General features: G+C 70.0%; 12 protein-coding genes. 8 read left to right on the plus strand and 4 right to left on the minus strand.

Going from position 1 to position 17,871, the window contains the following annotated elements:
* Positions 1-65 precede the first annotated feature (65 nt).
* Positions 66-3,965: a DNA-directed RNA polymerase subunit beta' gene (locus ABUW04_RS07535; RefSeq protein WP_030251660.1), complete on the plus strand. Its 3,900-nt coding sequence runs from the start codon at positions 66-68 to the stop codon at positions 3,963-3,965.
* Positions 3,966-4,046: 81 nt separating this feature from the next.
* On the opposite strand, the gene ABUW04_RS07540 is transcribed toward ABUW04_RS07535, so the two are convergent.
* Complete coding sequence (locus ABUW04_RS07540; RefSeq protein ID WP_380563681.1) at positions 4,047-6,401, minus strand: helicase-associated domain-containing protein; 2,355 nt, start codon at positions 6,399-6,401, stop codon at positions 4,047-4,049.
* Positions 6,402-6,634: 233 nt separating this feature from the next.
* Positions 6,635-8,038 carry a DUF2786 domain-containing protein gene (locus tag ABUW04_RS07545; protein ID WP_380563682.1) on the minus strand — a complete coding sequence of 468 codons (1,404 nt, stop codon included), beginning with the start codon at positions 8,036-8,038 and terminating at the stop codon, positions 6,635-6,637.
* 236 nt (positions 8,039-8,274) lie between these two features.
* Between ABUW04_RS07545 and ABUW04_RS07550 the strand changes: the two genes are divergently transcribed.
* The 6 genes from ABUW04_RS07550 (at position 8,275) to tuf (ending at position 15,196) form a co-directional block, all read left to right on the plus strand.
* Complete coding sequence (locus ABUW04_RS07550) at positions 8,275-9,594, plus strand: DUF2637 domain-containing protein (protein WP_380563684.1); 1,320 nt, start codon at positions 8,275-8,277, stop codon at positions 9,592-9,594.
* A gap of 149 nt (positions 9,595-9,743) precedes the next feature.
* The gene (locus tag ABUW04_RS07555) at positions 9,744-10,466 is read left to right on the plus strand and encodes a DUF1707 and DUF4190 domain-containing protein (RefSeq protein WP_051725039.1); all 723 of its coding nucleotides are present in this window, start codon (positions 9,744-9,746) and stop codon (positions 10,464-10,466) included.
* 349 nt (positions 10,467-10,815) lie between these two features.
* The gene (gene rpsL, locus ABUW04_RS07560) at positions 10,816-11,187 is read left to right on the plus strand and encodes a 30S ribosomal protein S12 (protein ID WP_014144289.1); all 372 of its coding nucleotides are present in this window, start codon (positions 10,816-10,818) and stop codon (positions 11,185-11,187) included.
* Positions 11,188-11,189: 2 nt separating this feature from the next.
* Positions 11,190-11,660, plus strand: coding sequence for a 30S ribosomal protein S7 (gene rpsG, locus ABUW04_RS07565; protein WP_030251646.1), 471 nt, complete (start codon positions 11,190-11,192; stop codon positions 11,658-11,660).
* A 42-nt stretch (positions 11,661-11,702) separates the two neighbouring features.
* Positions 11,703-13,808 (plus strand): elongation factor G, encoded by a 2,106-nt coding sequence (gene fusA / locus ABUW04_RS07570; RefSeq protein ID WP_030251643.1) that lies wholly within the window; start codon positions 11,703-11,705, stop codon positions 13,806-13,808.
* Positions 13,809-14,002: 194 nt separating this feature from the next.
* A complete protein-coding gene (gene tuf / locus ABUW04_RS07575) occupies positions 14,003-15,196 on the plus strand; it encodes an elongation factor Tu (protein ID WP_030251640.1) in 1,194 nt (397 codons plus the stop codon).
* Positions 15,197-15,314: 118 nt separating this feature from the next.
* Here tuf and rfbC read toward each other — a convergent pair whose 3' ends face one another.
* Both rfbC and rfbA read right to left on the minus strand, forming a co-directional pair.
* Positions 15,315-15,914: a dTDP-4-dehydrorhamnose 3,5-epimerase gene (rfbC, locus tag ABUW04_RS07580; RefSeq protein ID WP_030251637.1), complete on the minus strand. Its 600-nt coding sequence runs from the start codon at positions 15,912-15,914 to the stop codon at positions 15,315-15,317.
* Positions 15,914-16,786 carry a glucose-1-phosphate thymidylyltransferase RfbA gene (gene rfbA / locus ABUW04_RS07585; RefSeq protein ID WP_380563685.1) on the minus strand — a complete coding sequence of 291 codons (873 nt, stop codon included), beginning with the start codon at positions 16,784-16,786 and terminating at the stop codon, positions 15,914-15,916. The genes rfbC and rfbA overlap by 1 nt, the downstream gene beginning before the upstream one ends.
* Positions 16,787-16,888: 102 nt before the next feature.
* Between rfbA and rfbB the strand changes: the two genes are divergently transcribed.
* On the plus strand, positions 16,889-17,866 hold the full coding sequence (gene rfbB, locus ABUW04_RS07590; RefSeq protein WP_030251631.1) for a dTDP-glucose 4,6-dehydratase: 978 nt from the start codon (positions 16,889-16,891) through the stop codon (positions 17,864-17,866).
* The last annotated feature ends 5 nt before the right edge of the window (positions 17,867-17,871 follow it).

Consider the following 17,871-nt stretch of genomic DNA (forward strand, 5'->3'; position numbering starts at 1 on the left):
GCCGCCCCCAGGACCCCCTCAGACCAGATGTAAGACTTCGACCCCGAAGGTGGGATTGACGACCCGTGCTCGACGTCAACTTCTTCGATGAACTGCGAATCGGCCTGGCGACCGCTGACGACATCCGTCAGTGGTCCCACGGCGAGGTCAAGAAGCCCGAGACCATCAACTACCGCACCCTCAAGCCGGAAAAGGACGGGCTCTTCTGCGAGAAGATCTTCGGCCCCACCCGGGACTGGGAGTGCTACTGCGGCAAGTACAAGCGCGTCCGCTTCAAGGGCATCATCTGTGAGCGCTGCGGCGTCGAGGTCACTCGCGCCAAGGTGCGTCGTGAGCGGATGGGCCACATCGAGCTGGCCGCCCCTGTCACGCACATCTGGTACTTCAAGGGCGTGCCGTCACGCCTGGGCTACCTCCTGGACCTTGCCCCCAAGGACCTCGAGAAGGTCATCTACTTCGCCGCCTACATGATCACGTGGGTGGACGACGAGCGCCGCACCCGTGACCTGTCCTCGCTGGAGGCCCAGGTCTCCGTCGAGCGCCAGCAGATCGAGCAGCGCCGCGACGCCGACCTGGAGACCCGCGCCAAGAAGCTCGAGGGCGACCTGGCCGAGCTCGAGGCCGAGGGTGCCAAGGCGGACGTGCGCCGCAAGGTGCGCGAAGGCGCCGAGCGCGAGATGAAGCAGCTCCGTGACCGGGCCCAGCGCGAGCTGGACCGTCTGGACGAGGTGTGGGCCCGCTTCAAGTCCCTCAAGGTCCAGGACCTGGAGGGTGACGAGCTGCTCTACCGCGAGCTGCGGGACCGCTTCGGCACCTACTTCTCCGGATCGATGGGAGCCGCGGCGCTGCAGAAGCGCCTGGAGACCTTCGACCTGGAGGAGGAGGCCGAGCGCCTCCGCGAGATCATCAAGACCGGCAAGGGCCAGAAGAAGACCCGTGCGCTCAAGCGCCTCAAGGTCGTCTCCGCGTTCCTGCAGACCACCAACAAGCCTTCGGGCATGGTGCTGGACTGCGTGCCGGTGATCCCGCCGGACCTGCGTCCGATGGTGCAGCTGGACGGTGGCCGCTTCGCGACCTCCGACCTGAACGACCTGTACCGCCGCGTGATCAACCGCAACAACCGCCTCAAGCGGCTCCTCGACCTCGGCGCGCCCGAGATCATCGTGAACAACGAGAAGCGCATGCTTCAGGAGGCCGTGGACGCGCTGTTCGACAACGGCCGCCGTGGCCGTCCGGTCACCGGTCCGGGCAACCGCCCGCTGAAGTCCCTGAGCGACATGCTCAAGGGCAAGCAGGGTCGTTTCCGCCAGAACCTGCTCGGCAAGCGAGTCGACTACTCGGCCCGTTCGGTCATCGTCGTCGGCCCGCAGCTCAAGCTGCACCAGTGCGGTCTGCCCAAGGCCATGGCGCTGGAGCTCTTCAAGCCGTTCGTGATGAAGCGCCTGGTGGACCTGAACCACGCGCAGAACATCAAGTCGGCCAAGCGCATGGTCGAGCGCGCCCGCCCGGTGGTCTGGGACGTCCTCGAAGAGGTCATCGCCGAGCACCCGGTGCTGCTGAACCGTGCGCCCACGCTGCACCGCCTCGGCATCCAGGCCTTCGAGCCGCAGCTGGTCGAGGGCAAGGCCATCCAGATCCACCCGCTCGTCTGCACCGCGTTCAACGCGGACTTCGACGGTGACCAGATGGCCGTGCACCTTCCGCTGTCCGCGGAGGCGCAGGCCGAGGCCCGCATCCTGATGCTGTCCTCCAACAACATCCTGAAGCCGGCCGACGGTCGTCCCGTCACCATGCCGACCCAGGACATGGTGCTGGGTCTGTTCTTCCTGACCTCGACCCGCGACCCGGAGACCCTCCGCGGCGTGGGCCGGGCGTTCGGCTCGACGCCGGAGGCCGTGATGGCCTTCGACGCCAAGACCCTGGACCTGCAGGCCGAGATCGACCTGCGGCTGCCGCTGGGCACCGTGCCGCCGCGCGGCTGGACCGCGCCGGTGGACGAGGACGGGAAGCCGACCTGGCAGGAGGGTGAGCAGCTGCGACTGCGCACCACCCTGGGCCGCGCGCTCTTCAACGAGCTGCTGCCCGAGGACTACCCGTTCGTCGAGGACGAGATCAACAAGAAGCAGCTCTCGGCGATCGTCAACGACCTCGCCGAGCGCTACCCCAAGGTCGTCGTGGCGGCGACCCTGGACAACCTGAAGGCGGCCGGCTTCCACTGGGCCACCCGCTCGGGTGTCACCGTCTCCATCTCGGACGTCGTGGTCCCGCCGAACAAGCCCCAGATCCTCGAGGGCTACGAGGCGCAGGCCGAGAAGGTCCAGAAGCAGTATGAGCGCGGTCTGATCACCAAGGACGAGCGCCAGCAGGAGCTCGTGGCGATCTGGACCAAGGCGACCAACGAGGTCGCCGACGCCATGAACGCGAACTTCCCGAAGACCAACCCCATCTTCATGATGGTGGACTCCGGGGCTCGCGGAAACATGATGCAGATGCGTCAGATCGCCGGTATGCGCGGTCTGGTGTCGAACGCCAAGAACGAGACCATCGCGCGACCCATCAAGGCGTCGTTCCGTGAGGGCCTCTCCGTGCTGGAGTACTTCATCTCCACCCACGGTGCCCGTAAGGGTCTGGCCGACACCGCCCTGCGTACCGCCGACTCCGGCTACCTCACCCGTCGTCTGGTCGACGTCTCCCAGGACGTCATCATTCGCGAGGAGGACTGCGGCACCGAGCGCGGCCTCAAGCTGCCGATCGGCACCGTGGGCTCGGACGGCGTGCTGCGCAAGGCGGAGGACGTCGAGACCAGCGTCTACGCCCGTGCGCTCGCCGAGGACATCGTCGTCGACGGTGAGGTGCTGGCCCCGGCCAACACCGACCTGGGCGACGTGCTGATCGACGAGCTGATCCGCCGCGGCATCTCCGAGGTCAAGACCCGTTCGATCCTGACCTGCGAGTCCGCCGTCGGCACCTGCGCCATGTGCTACGGCCGCTCGCTGGCCACCGGCAAGCTGGTCGACATCGGTGAGGCGGTCGGCATCATCGCCGCCCAGTCCATCGGTGAGCCCGGCACCCAGCTGACGATGCGTACCTTCCACACCGGTGGTGTGGCCGGTGACGACATCACCCAGGGTCTGCCGCGTGTGGTCGAGCTGTTCGAGGCCCGCAACCCGCGTGGTGTGGCCCCGATCAGCGAGGCCGAGGGCCGGGTCCGGATCGAGGACACCGAGAAGACCCGCAAGCTCGTGGTCACCCCGGACGACGGCAGCGAGGAGATCGCCTACCCGGTCTCCAAGCGCGTCAAGCTGCGGGTGTCCGAGGGCGAGCGGGTGGAGGTCGGCCAGCAGCTGACCGCCGGTACCGTCAACCCGCACGACGTCCTGCGCATCCTGGGCCAGCGTGCCGTCCAGATCCACCTGGTGGCCGAGGTCCAGAAGGTCTACAACTCGCAGGGTGTGTCGATCCACGACAAGCACATCGAGATCATCATCCGGCAGATGCTCCGCCGGGTCACGATCATCGAGTCCGGCGACGCCGAGCTGCTGCCCGGCGAGCTGGTCGAGCGCGGCCGCTTCGAGACCGAGAACCGTCGTGTGGTGTCCGAGAGCGGCCAGCCCGCCTCCGGCCGTCCGCAGCTGATGGGTATCACCAAGGCCTCGCTGGCGACCGAGTCCTGGCTGTCGGCCGCCTCCTTCCAGGAGACGACCCGGGTGCTCACCGACGCGGCGATCCACGCCAAGTCGGACCCGCTGCTGGGCCTCAAGGAGAACGTCATCCTCGGTAAGCTCATCCCGGCCGGTACGGGTCTGCCCCGCTACCGCAACATCCGGGTGGAGCCCACCGAGGAGGCCAAGGCCGCGATGTACTCGGCCGTCGGCTACGACGACATCGACTACTCGCCCTTCGGCACCGGCTCCGGCCAGGCTGTTCCGCTGGACGACTACGACTACGGCCCCTACACCGGCTGACAGTCGCAGCACGTAGTACGACCGAAGGGCGGTCACCCCGAGAGGGGTGACCGCCCTTCGGCGTTCCCGGGCCCGACCTGCTCAGACTCTGCCGCGGTTGCGGCGCATCCGGTCGTAGTCGGGCATCCGCTGCTCCGCCCGGGTGCCGGGGGCGCGCTCCACCACCGTCACGCCGCTCTCGGCCTCCAGCACCGGCGCGTACCCCGCGGCGCGCAGGGCCTCCAGGGTGGCGCTGGGGGAGTGGGTGCTGATCAGCACGGTCGGTGCGATCCGGCGCAGCCCCAGCTTGGCCAGCACCCTGGTCTTCGACAGTTCCAGCACCAGCGCTTCGTCGTCGGAGCGGATGCAGCAGGCGGAGCGGACCACCCGGACCCGGCCGTGGGTCCTGCCGGTGTCCTTGACCAGGTACTCCAACGGCTGCGGGAGCGCCCCCTCGGAGGCCTCCCGCAGCGCCGCGAGCAGGTCGTCGGCGCTCATGCCGGCGTCCAGGGCGCGGCGTACCGAGCCGGCGCTGAAGCGCCAGACCACCGCATGCCCCTCCGACTCCCGGTCGGCGGCCGAGCCCATCAGCTCCGCCAGGGCCGCCGAGGGGGCGCCCGCGGCGACCGCGGTCAGATCCGCCTGGAACCTGGCGGTCCGCTGCGGCGGGGGCAGCAGCGCCGCGCAGGCCTCCCGCAGCAGCCGCAACGGACCCGCGTAGGCGTCGCCGTCCTTGGCGGCGATGCCCGGGACGCAGGGGAACCAGTCGGCCGCGTCGGTCTCCAGCAGCGCCAGCACCGCCTCGCCCAGCGGGCTCGGCCGGCCGTGGGCCAGCACACCCAGCTGTTCCGCCTCCAGAAGCGTCTCCAGGACCCGGCCCAGTCCGTCCTCGTCCAGGGTGACCAGTCCGGGGCTGTGCCAGCCCACCAGCCGGACCAGCTCCTCCAGGGTCTCGGCGGCGAAGGCCGCCACCGGGCCCAGGCCCTCGCCGGGCGGCAGCGAGGCCAGCGCCCGGAGCAGTTCGCGGCGCAGCGGTACCGCCTCCCGGTCCTGCGGGGCCACCAGGGCCACCGGGGTCTCCTCCCGGTACTCCGGCCACCAGGTCAGCACCTCGGGGATGACCGCCCAGGTGGCCACCACCGGGACCAGCCGCTCGGCGGGGGACCGGGACAGCCAGTCGTCGTAGCGGGCGGTCGGCAGCAGCCGCAGCGGCGCGTTGGGCACGGCCGCGCGCCGGCTGCGGCCCCGGGGCGCCGGGCCGTCCGGCACCTCCTGGTGGTCGCCGAGCAGATCGGCGTTGTAGGCGAGATCCAGCCACAGCCGGGTCTGCTCCTCGGGCGCCTCGATGGCCTTGGCCAGCCTCCTGGTGTCCCTGACGGCCAGGCCGCCGGACTTGCGGATCCCCGGGGGAGCGGCGGCGCAGGCGGCCAGCAGCAGCTCCATCCTGCGGCTGGCCGAGGCTGCGGCGGCCCGCGCCTCCGGCAGGGCCTCGGGCACCGGACGGACGCCGGTGGCGAGCACCGGGGGTTCGGGCTCGAACCGGGCGGTGATCCGGCCCCCGGCCGCGGCGTCCAGGACCTCGTAGGGCAGCTCGACCAGGTCGGGTCCGACCGGGACCAGCATCCCGTGCTCGGCCAGCCAGTCGGTGGCGGGGTCGCCGGAGCCGCCGGGCCGCAGCTGGTACTTGGTGGCCGCACCGTAGTGGTACCCGCCGAGCGGGACGAAGCAGTGGGTGCGCAGCAGCGGCGGTCCCTGCACCAGCAGCTGCAGCATTTCGGCCACGTCCGGCGGGGCGCCGGCGAGCAGCGAACGCATCCGCTCGCGGTCGCCGAGCGCGGCGACCACGGCCGCCTGGGCGGTCTCCCGGTTGCGGCTGGACGGCAGGTCGAGTCCGGCCGCGATCCGGTGCACCTCGGGTGCGTTGAAGGCCTCGGTCATCAGCTGGGCGGCCGGGCGGCTCAGGCCCATGGCCTCGGCCAGGTGCCGGTGGACGAAGCCGGGCAGCGCGAGCTCCTCGGCGCCGAGTGGGGCGTCCGGTGGGGCGTCGGCGGGCAGTACCAGGGCCAGTCGCTGAAGCTCCGTCAGAACCCGCTCTGCGGCGGCCCGCAGGGCCTTGTCGTCACCGGCGAGGAACTCCAGCAGCGTCTCGGTCGCCACCGGCCGGGAGGACGGCTCCAGCGGGGTCCAGTAGGGCTGCGGCATCAGTGCGCCGTGCCGCCGGGCGGCCAGCCAGACCGCGGCGGACAGCAGCTGCAGCCCGGGCGCGGTCAGCCGGCCGACGGCGTCGCCGACCGAGCGGTCTTCCAGCAGCCGCTGGGCCAGCTCGTCGAGGCTCTGCGGGCCCGGCCCGGTGCGACGCCGGGTGTCGCTGTGCACCCGGCGGGCATCTAGCAGCTCGGCCAACTCGTCGGGGGTGAGCGAGGCGAGCGAGGCGGCCAGGGCTTCGACGGATTTCACGGGGGTGCTCCAGGTGCGTGCCGACGGTCCTCCGACGTTAGCGCGTGCCGCCCGGGGGGCGGGGCGGGTCGGTAGGGAACCACCCGTGGGCGGGGGTGCGGAGGGATCTGGGTTGCGGACCGTAGCTGGCTTGTCGCGCAGTTCCCCGCGCCCCTGAGCAAGTGCAACTGAGCCAGTTGCAGCCCCCCAGGGGCGCGGGGAACTGCGCAGCCAACCAGGCACACGCTTCAGCGCTACTGCGGCAGCTCCGCCCCGTGCCCCCGCAACTGCGCGCGGTCCGCCGCGGCGCGCCCCTGGGTCCAGCCCTCGTAGTCGCTGGCCCTGATCGCCCGGCCCGCCCTGGCGTTGGGGAACATCTGCTCGGTGGACCGGCGCACCGCCTCCTCCCGGGCGGCGAGCACCGGCAGCAGCCCGGAGGAGTCCTCGCGGCCCTCGGCGCGCAGTCCGACCAGTGCCTCCTCGGTCGCCTGCGCGGTCGCCCCGGAGAGCCGCTCCCTGATCCGGGCCGCGTAGGAGATCAGGAACGACTGCCGGAAGCCCTTGGTGCGCGAGCCGCCGGCGCCCCCACCCTGTATCCCCGCGCTGTTCATCGCCCCGGTCGCCTGCACCAGCAGTGAGGTGTACAGCAGCTCGACCGCCTCCAGGTCGGCGGGGAAGCCCACCACCGTGCAGAAGCCCAGCTCCTTGGTCCACAGCGAGGTGGCCCGGTTGGCGCCGGCGACCGCGTCCAGCAGCAGCGCCTTGGGTGCCTCGTAGGGGTTGTCCACCCCGATCCGGCAGGCACCCGGCTCGGCCCGGCTGCCCGAGGAGGCCGCCAGCAGCGCCTCGTCGATGCTGTGCTGCGCCATCAGCTGCTGGGCCTTGGCGGTCAGTGCCTCGGCCTCGTCGGGGAACTCGGTGGACTCCGCCTTGGCCAGCAGCGCCCGGATCCGGCCGAGCATCCTGGGCTCGCTCCCGGTCTTCGGGGTGAACGGCAGGGCGGCGCCGTTGGTCCGCGGCGCGGCGCCGGGCGGCGGTCCGAGCAGGGTCAGTGGTGGCAGCCGGCCGATCAACCGGTACAGCTCCAGCAGCAGGGTCGCCACCGAGAAGCGGTCCAGCCGTTCCCGGTCCGAGACGCCGGGCAGGAAGGCGTCGTCCTGCCCCCACCACTCGGCGGCCTCCAACTCCCGCAGCTGGCCGGTCCAGCGCGGGTCGAGACCGGCCGCGGCGTAGCCGCGCAGCTCGGCGGCCATCAGGTCGACCGCCAGCCGCAGGTGTCGCGTCGTCAGCTCCCGGCGCACCGCCCGGGCCAGGTCGGCGGGCTGCCAGCCGGCCCGCCAGAGCCGTGCCAGCTGCGCCCCGCTCACCAGCAGCACCGCCCGCCCGGTCTCCGGCCAGCGCGCGGAGGGCTCGGAGAGCAGGCTCGCGGCCTGGTCCAGCGCGAGGTGGTAGCCGTCCTCGGAGGAGTACAGCACCGAGCCGCAGGCCGCCTCCACCAGCTCCCGCAGCGACGGCTCCTGCTGCTCCTGCCCCTGCTGCTGCGCGCGGGCGTGCTGCTGCGGGGTGCCGTCGTCGGGTGCGTGCACGTGCCGGGCCTGCTGGTGGGCCGTCTGGTCCCGCTTCTTGACCCTGCGGTACTGCGGGTTGCGCCTGCCCATGACGGCCCTCCTTCTTGTCCCTCGGTGCGGCCCCCCACGGGCCGCGGTCCCCCCATTGTCCCGGAACGGGCCGCAAGGCCCCGAAGAACACGCTCCGCCACATCATCGCAGCAGGGTGTGACATTCCCCGGTGGCCCGAAAAAGCAGCGACCCGGTTGTGGCAAGCTGTCCCCGCTCACGGCACAACCAGACCGCCAAACCCAAATGAACGAGCAGACCCAGGGGTTGAACGAGCGATGGCAGGCCCTGCGATAACCCGTACGCACCGCGCGCTCATTGGCGTGGTCGCCGCCGGCGCGTTCATCATCGCCGGTATCGGCTTCACCGGTTCCTACGCCGCGGTGCGTGAACTGGCCCTGCACAAGGGCTTCGGGAACTTCTCCTACGTCTTCCCGATCGGCGTGGACGTCGGGATCGCCGTCCTGCTGGCGCTGGACCTGGTACTGACCTGGCTGCGCATCCCCTTCCCGCTGCTGCGGCAGACCGCATGGCTGCTCACGGCCGGGACCATCGTCTTCAACGCGGCCTCCTCCTGGGGCGACCCGCTGGCGATGGCGATGCACGCCATCATCCCGGTGCTCTTCGTGGTGGTGGTGGAGGCGGCCCGGCACGCCATCGGGCGGATCGCCGACATCAGCGCGGACCGGCACATGGAGTCGGTGCGGCTGATGCGCTGGCTGCTGTCGCCGGTGCCCACGTTCCGGCTGTGGCGCCGGATGAAGCTGTGGGAGCTGCGCTCCTACGACGAGGTGGTCCGGCTGGAGCAGAACCGGCTGGTCTACCGCACCCACCTGCGGGCCAGGTACGGCCGCGGCTGGCGCCGCCAGGCGCCGATCGAGACCCTGCTGCCGCTGAAGCTGGCCAAGTACGGAGTGCCGCTGGACCTGGACGTGATCCGCAACGCCCCGCTGCCCGGCGCGGAGCAGGTCGCGCAGGCCCAGCCGGCGCCCCAGCTCGCCCGCGCGGCCCAGGACACGTCGGCGCCCTTCCCCGCGCAGTCGGCGCAGCCCGCCCCCGCACCGGTCCAGCAGCCCGTCCAGCAGCCGATGCCCGGGCCGGTGCAGTACCTGGACGAGCCCCCGCTGGCCCGCCCCTTCGCCCCGGCGGGCCCGGGCGCGCCCGCGGCCCCCCAGTCGGTGCTCGGATTCCGGCCGGTGCCCCGGTCCCGTCCGGTCCCGGACCCCGACCCGGTCGCCGTGCTCACCAAGCTGGCCGCGGCCCGGCACCGCCTCCCGGTCGAGCCCGAGCCGGTCGAGGCCGAGCCGGTCCAGGACGACGAGGGCCCCGAGGTGTGGTTCGCCACCAGGAACGCGCCCGATCCGGCGGTGGAGCCGGAGCACGACGCCGACACCGCCGATCCGCTGGACGCCTACCTCGACGGACTGCTCAGCTACCGCGAGGCGCACGGCGTCGACCCCGACCCGCACGGACTCTCCGAGCACCTCTTCACCGCCCACGGCCTGGCGGCTCCCAGCGGCGACCAGCCGATCGGTGCCGAGGCGCTGCGCCGGCACTGGCCGGAGCTGCAGCAGCGCTACGCCGCCCGCTTCGAGTAACCCCGCACCCGGCCCCACTGCTGAGGTTGTGTCACAACTCCTCTACACAGCACCCGGGCACGATGCGATCCGCCCGAACGTCTTGCACTATGGGGAAGCAAGACGCCGTGCCCGGGCCCAGGCGCCGGGTGCACTCGGGGAGGTCGCCGTTGTCCACGCACCAGCAGCCGAAGCATCCGATGCAGCAGTGGCAGGGCGCCCAGCCGGGACGCCCCCCGCGGCCGACCGTGCCCTACCGGCAGGTGCCGGCCCGGCCGGCCACGGACGACATCGCCGGCATGCGTGCCTCGCACGCGGACCGGGAGCGGACCATCGACGTGCTGAAGTCCGCCTACGCCGAAGGCAGGCTGACCCCGGACGAGTACAACGAGCGGGTGGAGCAGATCTACCGCTCGCAGACCTACGGCGAGCTGTCCGGTGTGATCCAGGACCTCCCCAGCGGCCCCATGCCGGTGCCCTACCTGACGCCCGCACCGGTCATCCCCGCGGCCTTCGCCCCCTACCCGGGCGGATACCCGGTGCCCGGCCCGTACGCCTACGGCCGTCCGTTCGATCCGTACAGCCCCAACCCCTACGCGCCGCCGCCCCGGCTGCGCCGCACCAACGGTCTGGCGGTGGCGGCCCTGGTGCTGGGCCTGGCCGAGCTGCCGACCCTCGGCATCACCGCCCTGCCCGCGCTGATCTGCGGCCACATCGCCCGCGGCCAGCTGCGCGACCGGGACGAGGACGGCGACGGGATGGCGGTGGCCGGTATCGTGCTGGGCTGGCTCGCGGTGGCGATCTTCTTCGTGGTGCTCTTCCTCGGCGTGGTCTCCTCCGCGCACGGCAGCTCCGGAGGTGGGATGATGCCCGCCCCGGCCGCCGGCGGCTGAGCCGCAGCGGCCCCGGACCGGTCGTACCCGACCCCGACCGGCGCAGGCACACTCCGTCCGCCCTCGCAACCGCTCCGGCGCCGACGCCCTGACCTGCGGCTGCCCATGTGTTTTGACCCGCGCCGATGCGCTAGGTACGCTCTGACCTTGTGCCTGGGGTGTCCCCGGGTCTCTTGTGCGTGCGTGCATATCAGCCGCCGCGTCATGGGAACCGCGCTTCCACACCGCTCCTCCGCAAGGAGTCGAGGGGATGGGAAGCGGCCCGACACACCCGACCGCGTGGGTCGGCGTCGGAGAGACACAACCAGGGTAGTTTCACCAGCGATGGCACAAAGAAGACGGAGATAGCGTGCCTACGATTCAGCAGCTGGTCCGAAAGGGCCGGCAGGACAAGGTCGAGAAGAACAAGACGCCCGCACTGAAGGGTTCCCCTCAGCGCCGCGGCGTCTGCACGCGTGTGTACACGACCACCCCGAAGAAGCCGAACTCGGCTCTCCGCAAGGTCGCCCGCGTGCGCCTCACCAGTGGTATCGAGGTCACCGCCTACATTCCGGGCGAGGGTCACAACCTGCAGGAGCACTCCATCGTGCTCGTGCGTGGCGGTCGTGTGAAGGACCTGCCGGGTGTGCGTTACAAGATCATCCGCGGCTCGCTGGACACCCAGGGTGTCAAGAACCGCAAGCAGGCCCGCAGCCGCTACGGCGCCAAGAAGGAGAAGTAAGCATGCCTCGTAAGGGCCCCGCCCCGAAGCGCCCGGTCATCATCGACCCGGTTTACGGCTCCCCTGTGGTGACGTCGCTCGTCAACAAGATCCTCCTGCACGGCAAGCGCTCCACCGCCGAGCGCATCGTGTACGGCGCCCTCGAGGGCGTCCGCGAGAAGACCGGTGCAGACCCGGTGGTCGCGCTCAAGCGCGCCCTGGAGAACGTCAAGCCGACCCTCGAGGTCAAGTCCCGCCGTGTCGGTGGCGCGACCTACCAGGTGCCGGTCGAGGTCAAGCCGGGCCGTGCCAACACCCTGGCGCTGCGCTGGCTCGTCGGTTACTCCCGCGCCCGTCGCGAGAAGACCATGACCGAGCGTCTGCTGAACGAGATCCTGGACGCGAGCAACGGTCTGGGCGCCTCCGTGAAGCGTCGCGAGGACACCCACAAGATGGCCGAGTCCAACAAGGCCTTCGCGCACTACCGCTGGTAGTCCGAACCCCGTCAGAACCAAGAAAGAGAGAGACGAGCCACCATGGCTGCAACCTCCCTTGACCTTGCCAGGGTCCGCAACATCGGGATCATGGCGCACATCGACGCGGGCAAGACGACCACCACTGAGCGGATCCTCTTCTACACCGGTGTCTCGTACAAGATCGGTGAGGTCCACGATGGCGCTGCCACCATGGACTGGATGGAGCAGGAGCAGGAGCGCGGCATCACGATCACGTCGGCCGCGACGACCTGTCACTGGACGGTTGACGGTGTGGACAACACCATCAACATCATCGACACGCCGGGCCACGTCGACTTCACCGTCGAGGTGGAGCGTTCGCTGCGCGTGCTCGACGGTGCCGTCACGGTGTTCGACGGTGTGGCCGGTGTCGAGCCCCAGTCCGAGACCGTGTGGCGTCAGGCTGACCGCTACAACGTCCCGCGCATCTGCTTCGTCAACAAGCTGGACCGCGTCGGCGCGGAGTTCTTCCGCTGCGTCGACTCGATCATCGACCGGCTGGGCGCGACCCCGCTGGTGATGCAGCTGCCCATCGGTGCCGAGGCGGACTTCCAGGGCGTCATCGACCTGGTCGCCATGAAGGCGCTGGTGTGGTCGGCCGAGGCCGCCAAGGGTGAGATGTACGACACCCTCGACATCCCGGCGTCGCACGCCGAGATCGCCGAGGAGTGGCGCGCCAAGCTCATCGAGACGGCCGCCGAGGGCGACGACGAGCTGATGGAGCTGTTCCTGGAGGGCGAGGAGCCCACCGAGGAGCAGCTGGTCGCCGGCATCCGCCGCGGCACCATCGCCGGTAACTTCACCCCGGTCTTCTGCGGCACCGCGTTCAAGAACAAGGGCGTCCAGCCCCTGCTCGACGCGGTCGTGAAGTACCTCCCCTCCCCGATCGACGTCGAGGGCGTCATGGGCCACAAGCCCGGTGACGAGTCGGTGGAGATCTTCCGCAAGGCCTCGGACGACGAGCCGCTGTCGGCGCTGGCGTTCAAGATCATGTCGGACCCGCACCTGGGCAAGCTCACCTTCATCCGGATCTACTCCGGGCGTCTCGAGGCCGGCACCGCCGTCCTCAACTCGGTGAAGGGCCGCAAGGAGCGCATCGGCAAGATCTACCGCATGCACGCCAACAAGCGTGAGGAGATCGACTCGGTGGGCGCCGGCGACATCGTCGCCGTCATGGGTCTCAAGCAGACCACCACCGGCGAGACCCTGAGCGACGACAAGCAGCCGGTGATCCTGGAGTCCATGGACTTCCCGGCGCCGGTCATCCGCGTCGCCATCGAGCCCAAGTCGAAGGGCGACCAGGAGCGTCTGGGCGTCGCGATCCAGCGGCTGGCCGAGGAGGACCCGTCCTTCCAGGTCAACACCGACGAGGAGACCGGCCAGACGATCATCGCGGGTATGGGCGAGCTGCACCTCGAGGTGCTGGTCGACCGTATGAAGCGTGAGTTCCGGGTCGAGGCCAACGTCGGCAAGCCCCAGGTCGCGTACCGCGAGACGATCCGCAAGGCCGTCGAGCGTATCGACTACACGCACAAGAAGCAGACCGGTGGTTCCGGCCAGTTCGCGAAGATCCAGATCGCGATCGAGCCGCTGGACACCGCCGAGGGCTACGAGTTCGTGAACAAGGTCACCGGTGGCCGCGTTCCGAAGGAGTACATCCCCTCGGTCGACGCCGGTGCGCAGGAGGCCATGGAGTTCGGCGTGCTCGCCGGATACCCGCTCCAGGGCGTCCGCGTGATCCTGCTCGACGGTGCCTCCCACGACGTCGACTCCTCGGAGCTGGCGTTCAAGATCGCCGGTTCGATGGCGTTCAAGGAGGGTGCCCGCAAGGCGTCCCCCGTGCTCCTCGAGCCGATGATGGCCGTCGAGGTCACCACGCCCGAGGACTACATGGGCGATGTGATCGGCGACATCAACTCCCGCCGCGGCCAGATCCAGGCCATGGAGGAGCGCAGCGGCGCCCGGGTCGTCAAGGCCCTCGTCCCGCTGTCCGAGATGTTCGGCTACGTCGGCGACCTGCGCAGCAAGACGTCGGGCCGCGCCAGCTACTCGATGCAGTTCGACTCGTACGCCGAGGTTCCCCGGAACGTGGCGGAAGAGATCATCGCTAAGGCCAAGGGCGAGTAAGCACCGGGACATCCCGGTACGTACCACCCTTTAGGCTGTAGGAGGCGGCCCGGGGTCTGCCGCAAGGCGACCCCCGGGCCCCCTCCGGCCCCCACCCCCGGGCCGGAACCGGGCGCTGACAGGCGGCGGAACCGGCGCGATATCAGACCACCTGACGTCGTACGGCGTACAGAACCAGTCCTCAGGAGGACCCAGTGGCGAAGGCGAAGTTCGAGCGGACGAAGCCCCACGTCAACATCGGCACCATCGGTCACATCGACCACGGTAAGACGACCCTTACCGCGGCGATCACCAAGGTGCTGCACGACGCGTACCCGAACCTGAACGAGGCCTCGGCCTTCGACCAGATCGACAAGGCGCCGGAAGAGCGTCAGCGCGGTATCACCATCTCCATCGCGCACGTCGAGTACCAGACCGAGGCGCGTCACTACGCCCACGTCGACTGCCCGGGTCACGCGGACTACATCAAGAACATGATCACCGGTGCCGCGCAGATGGACGGCGCGATCCTGGTCGTGGCCGCCACCGACGGCCCGATGCCGCAGACCAAGGAGCACGTGCTCCTGGCCCGCCAGGTCGGCGTCCCCTACATCGTCGTCGCCCTGAACAAGGCCGACATGGTGGACGACGAGGAGATCCTGGAGCTCGTCGAGCTCGAGGTGCGCGAGCTCCTCTCCGAGTACGAGTTCCCGGGCGACGACCTCCCCGTCGTGCGCGTCTCGGCGCTGAAGGCGCTCGAGGGCGACAAGGAGTGGGGCGAGAAGCTGCTCGGCCTCATGGCCGCCGTGGACGAGGCCATCCCCACCCCGGCCCGCGAGGTCGACCTGCCGTTCCTGATGCCGATCGAGGACGTCTTCACGATCACCGGTCGTGGCACCGTCGTCACCGGCCGCATCGAGCGCGGTGTGCTCAAGGTCAACGAGACCGTCGACATCATCGGCATCAAGGAAGCCAAGACCACCACCACGGTCACCGGCATCGAGATGTTCCGCAAGCTGCTCGACGAGGGCCAGGCCGGTGAGAACGTCGGTCTGCTGCTCCGTGGCATCAAGCGCGAGGACGTCGAGCGCGGCCAGGTCATCATCAAGCCGGGTTCGGTCACGCCGCACACCGACTTCGAGGCCCAGGCCTACATCCTGTCGAAGGACGAGGGTGGCCGTCACACCCCCTTCTTCAACAACTACCGCCCGCAGTTCTACTTCCGCACCACGGACGTGACCGGCGTCGTCACCCTCCCCGAGGGCACCGAGATGGTCATGCCCGGCGACAACACCGCCATGACGGTCGCGCTGATCCAGCCGATCGCCATGGAGGAGGGCCTGAAGTTCGCCATCCGTGAGGGTGGCCGCACCGTCGGCGCCGGCCAGGTCACCAAGATCATCAAGTAGTACCTGATCTGATCGACCTGCCTGCACCAGCAGCGCACAGCAGAGAGCCCCGCACCGTCGTGAGACGGTGCGGGGCTCTCTGCTGCTTCCGCCCGTCCTCGCGGGCGAAGGTGAATTCTCAGCGAACAGTGAGGCCGGCGGTGAAGGCCTTGGTCTGCTCGTAGTCCGGCAGCAGCCCGGAGGCGATCGCCTCGGCGAGCGAGGGCGCCGACTCGTCCTTGGCGGAGAGCTGCGGCGCCGAGGCGGGCCACTCGATCGCCAGGTCCGGGTCGAGCGGGTGGACGCCGTGCTCGCCGGTCGGGCTGTAGGTCTCGGAGCAGAGGTAGGTCAGCGTGGCGTCGTCGGTGAGCGCGCAGAAGCCATGCCCGAGCCCCTCGGAGAGGTAGACCGCACGACGGTCCGTGTCGTCCAGCCGGACGCCCTCCCACTGCCCGAAGGTGGGGGAGCCCACCCGCAGGTCCACGATCACGTCGAGCACCGCGCCGCGCACGCAGGTCACGTACTTGGCCTGGCCGGGCGGCACATCGGCGAAGTGGATCCCGCGCACCACGCCGGCGGCGGACACCGACAGGTTGCCCTGGGCCAGTCGCAGCGGGTGCCCGACCTCGGCGGCCAGGTGGTCGAAGCGGTACCACTCCATGAACAGTCCGCGCGGGTCGCCGTGCTGCTGGGGGGTGATCTCCCAGGCGCCCTCGATGCCGAGCTCGCGGATCTTCATCAGGCGGTCTCCTCTTCCAACAGGCGTACCAGGTAGTCGCCGTAACCGCTCTTCAGCAGCGGCTCGGCCAGTTCGCGGAGCTGCTCGTCGCTGATCAGGCCGCGGCGCCAGACGGCCTCCTCGATGCAGCCGATCTTCAGGCCCTGGCGCTCCTCGATCACCCGGACGAACTCCGAGGCCTGCACCATCGAGACGAAGGTCCCGGTGTCCAGCCAGGCGGTACCGCGGTCGAGGACGGTGACGCTCAGTTCGCCCGCCCGCAGGTAGGCGTCGTTGACTGCGGTGATCTCCAGTTCGCCGCGGGCGCTGGGCTCCAGCGTGGCGGCGATCTCGACCACCCGGTTGTCGTAGAAGTACAGACCGGGGACGGCGTAGCGGGACTTGGGCTTCTCGGGCTTCTCCTCGATGGAGACCGCCTTGCCCGCCGCGTCGAACTCCACCACGCCGTAGGCGCACGGGTCGGCCACGGGGTAGGCGAAGATCCGGCCGCCGACCAGGTCGGAGTGGCCGGCCAGCCGGCTGCCGAGACCGCTGCCGTGGAAGATGTTGTCGCCCAGGACCAGGGCGACCGAGTCGTCCCCGATGAAGTCGGCGCCGAGGACGAAGGCCTCGGCGATCCCGTTGGGCTTCTCCTGCACGGCGTAGCTCAGGCTCAGCCCCCACTGGGAGCCGTCGCCGAGCAGGCGCTCGAACTGGTCGCGATCGTTGGGGGTGGTGATGATCAGGATCTCGTCTATCCCCGCCATCACCAGTGTCGAGAGCGGATAGTAGACCATCGGTTTGTCGAATACGGGTAGGAGCTGCTTCGACACGGCACGGGTGAGCGGCCACAGGCGCGAGCCGGTCCCACCCGCCAGGAGGATTCCACGCATGAACGGAGTTTAGACCGGGCGAGGACCGCCACTGTGCGCCCCGTATGATGCCTCCTGGTACTCAGGTCGACCACATGAGATCTCTCCCCGGGAAGTTGGAGCATGCGAATTCTCGTAACCGGCGGTGCCGGATTCATCGGTTCCGAGTTCGTCCGCCAGCTGCTGGGTGCTGACGCCGGAACCCGGATCACGGTCCTGGACAAGCTGACCTACTCGGGTGTCGAGGAGAACCTCGCTCCGGTGGCGGACCACCCGGGTTACACCTTCGTCCGCGGTGACATCTGTGACGCCGACGTGGTCGACCAGGTGATGCCCGGTCACGACGCGGTCGTGCACTTCGCCGCCGAGTCGCATGTGGACCGTTCCATCGCCGGTGCGGGTCCGTTCGTGACCACCAACGTGCTGGGTACCCAGGTGCTGCTGGACTCGGCCCGCAAGCACGGAGTCGGCCGCTTCGTGCACGTGTCCACCGACGAGGTGTACGGCTCGATCAGCGAGGGCTCCTGGACCGAGGAGTGGCCGCTGCAGCCCAACTCCCCGTACTCGGCCTCCAAGGCCGCCTCGGACCTGCTCGCGCTGGCCTACCACCGGACCCACGGCATGGACGTGGTGGTGACCCGCTGCTCCAACAACTACGGGCACTACCAGTTCCCGGAGAAGGTCATCCCGCTGTTCACCACCAACCTGCTGGACGGCAAGACCGTCCCGCTGTACGGCACCGGCGGCAACATCCGCGACTGGCTGCACGTCTCGGACCACTGCCGCGGCATCGAACTCGCGCTGCTCAAGGGCCGGGCCGGCGAGGTCTACAACATCGGCGGCGGCACCGAGATCACCAACAAGGAGCTCACCGGTCTGCTGCTGGACGCGGCCGGTGTCGGCTGGGACATGGTCGTGCCGGTCGAGGACCGCAAGGGCCACGACCTCCGCTACTCGCTGGACATCACCAAGATCGGCGACGAGCTCGGCTACGCCCCCCAGGTCCGCTTCGAGGACGGCCTCGCCGCCACCATCGCCTGGTACCGGGACAACCGGGCCTGGTGGGAGCCGCTCAAGCAGAAGGCGGCGCTGGAGTCGTGACTGCC

The organism is Streptacidiphilus jeojiensis (assembly GCF_042510965.1).
GTDB classification, from domain to species: domain Bacteria; phylum Actinomycetota; class Actinomycetes; order Streptomycetales; family Streptomycetaceae; genus Streptacidiphilus; species Streptacidiphilus jeojiensis.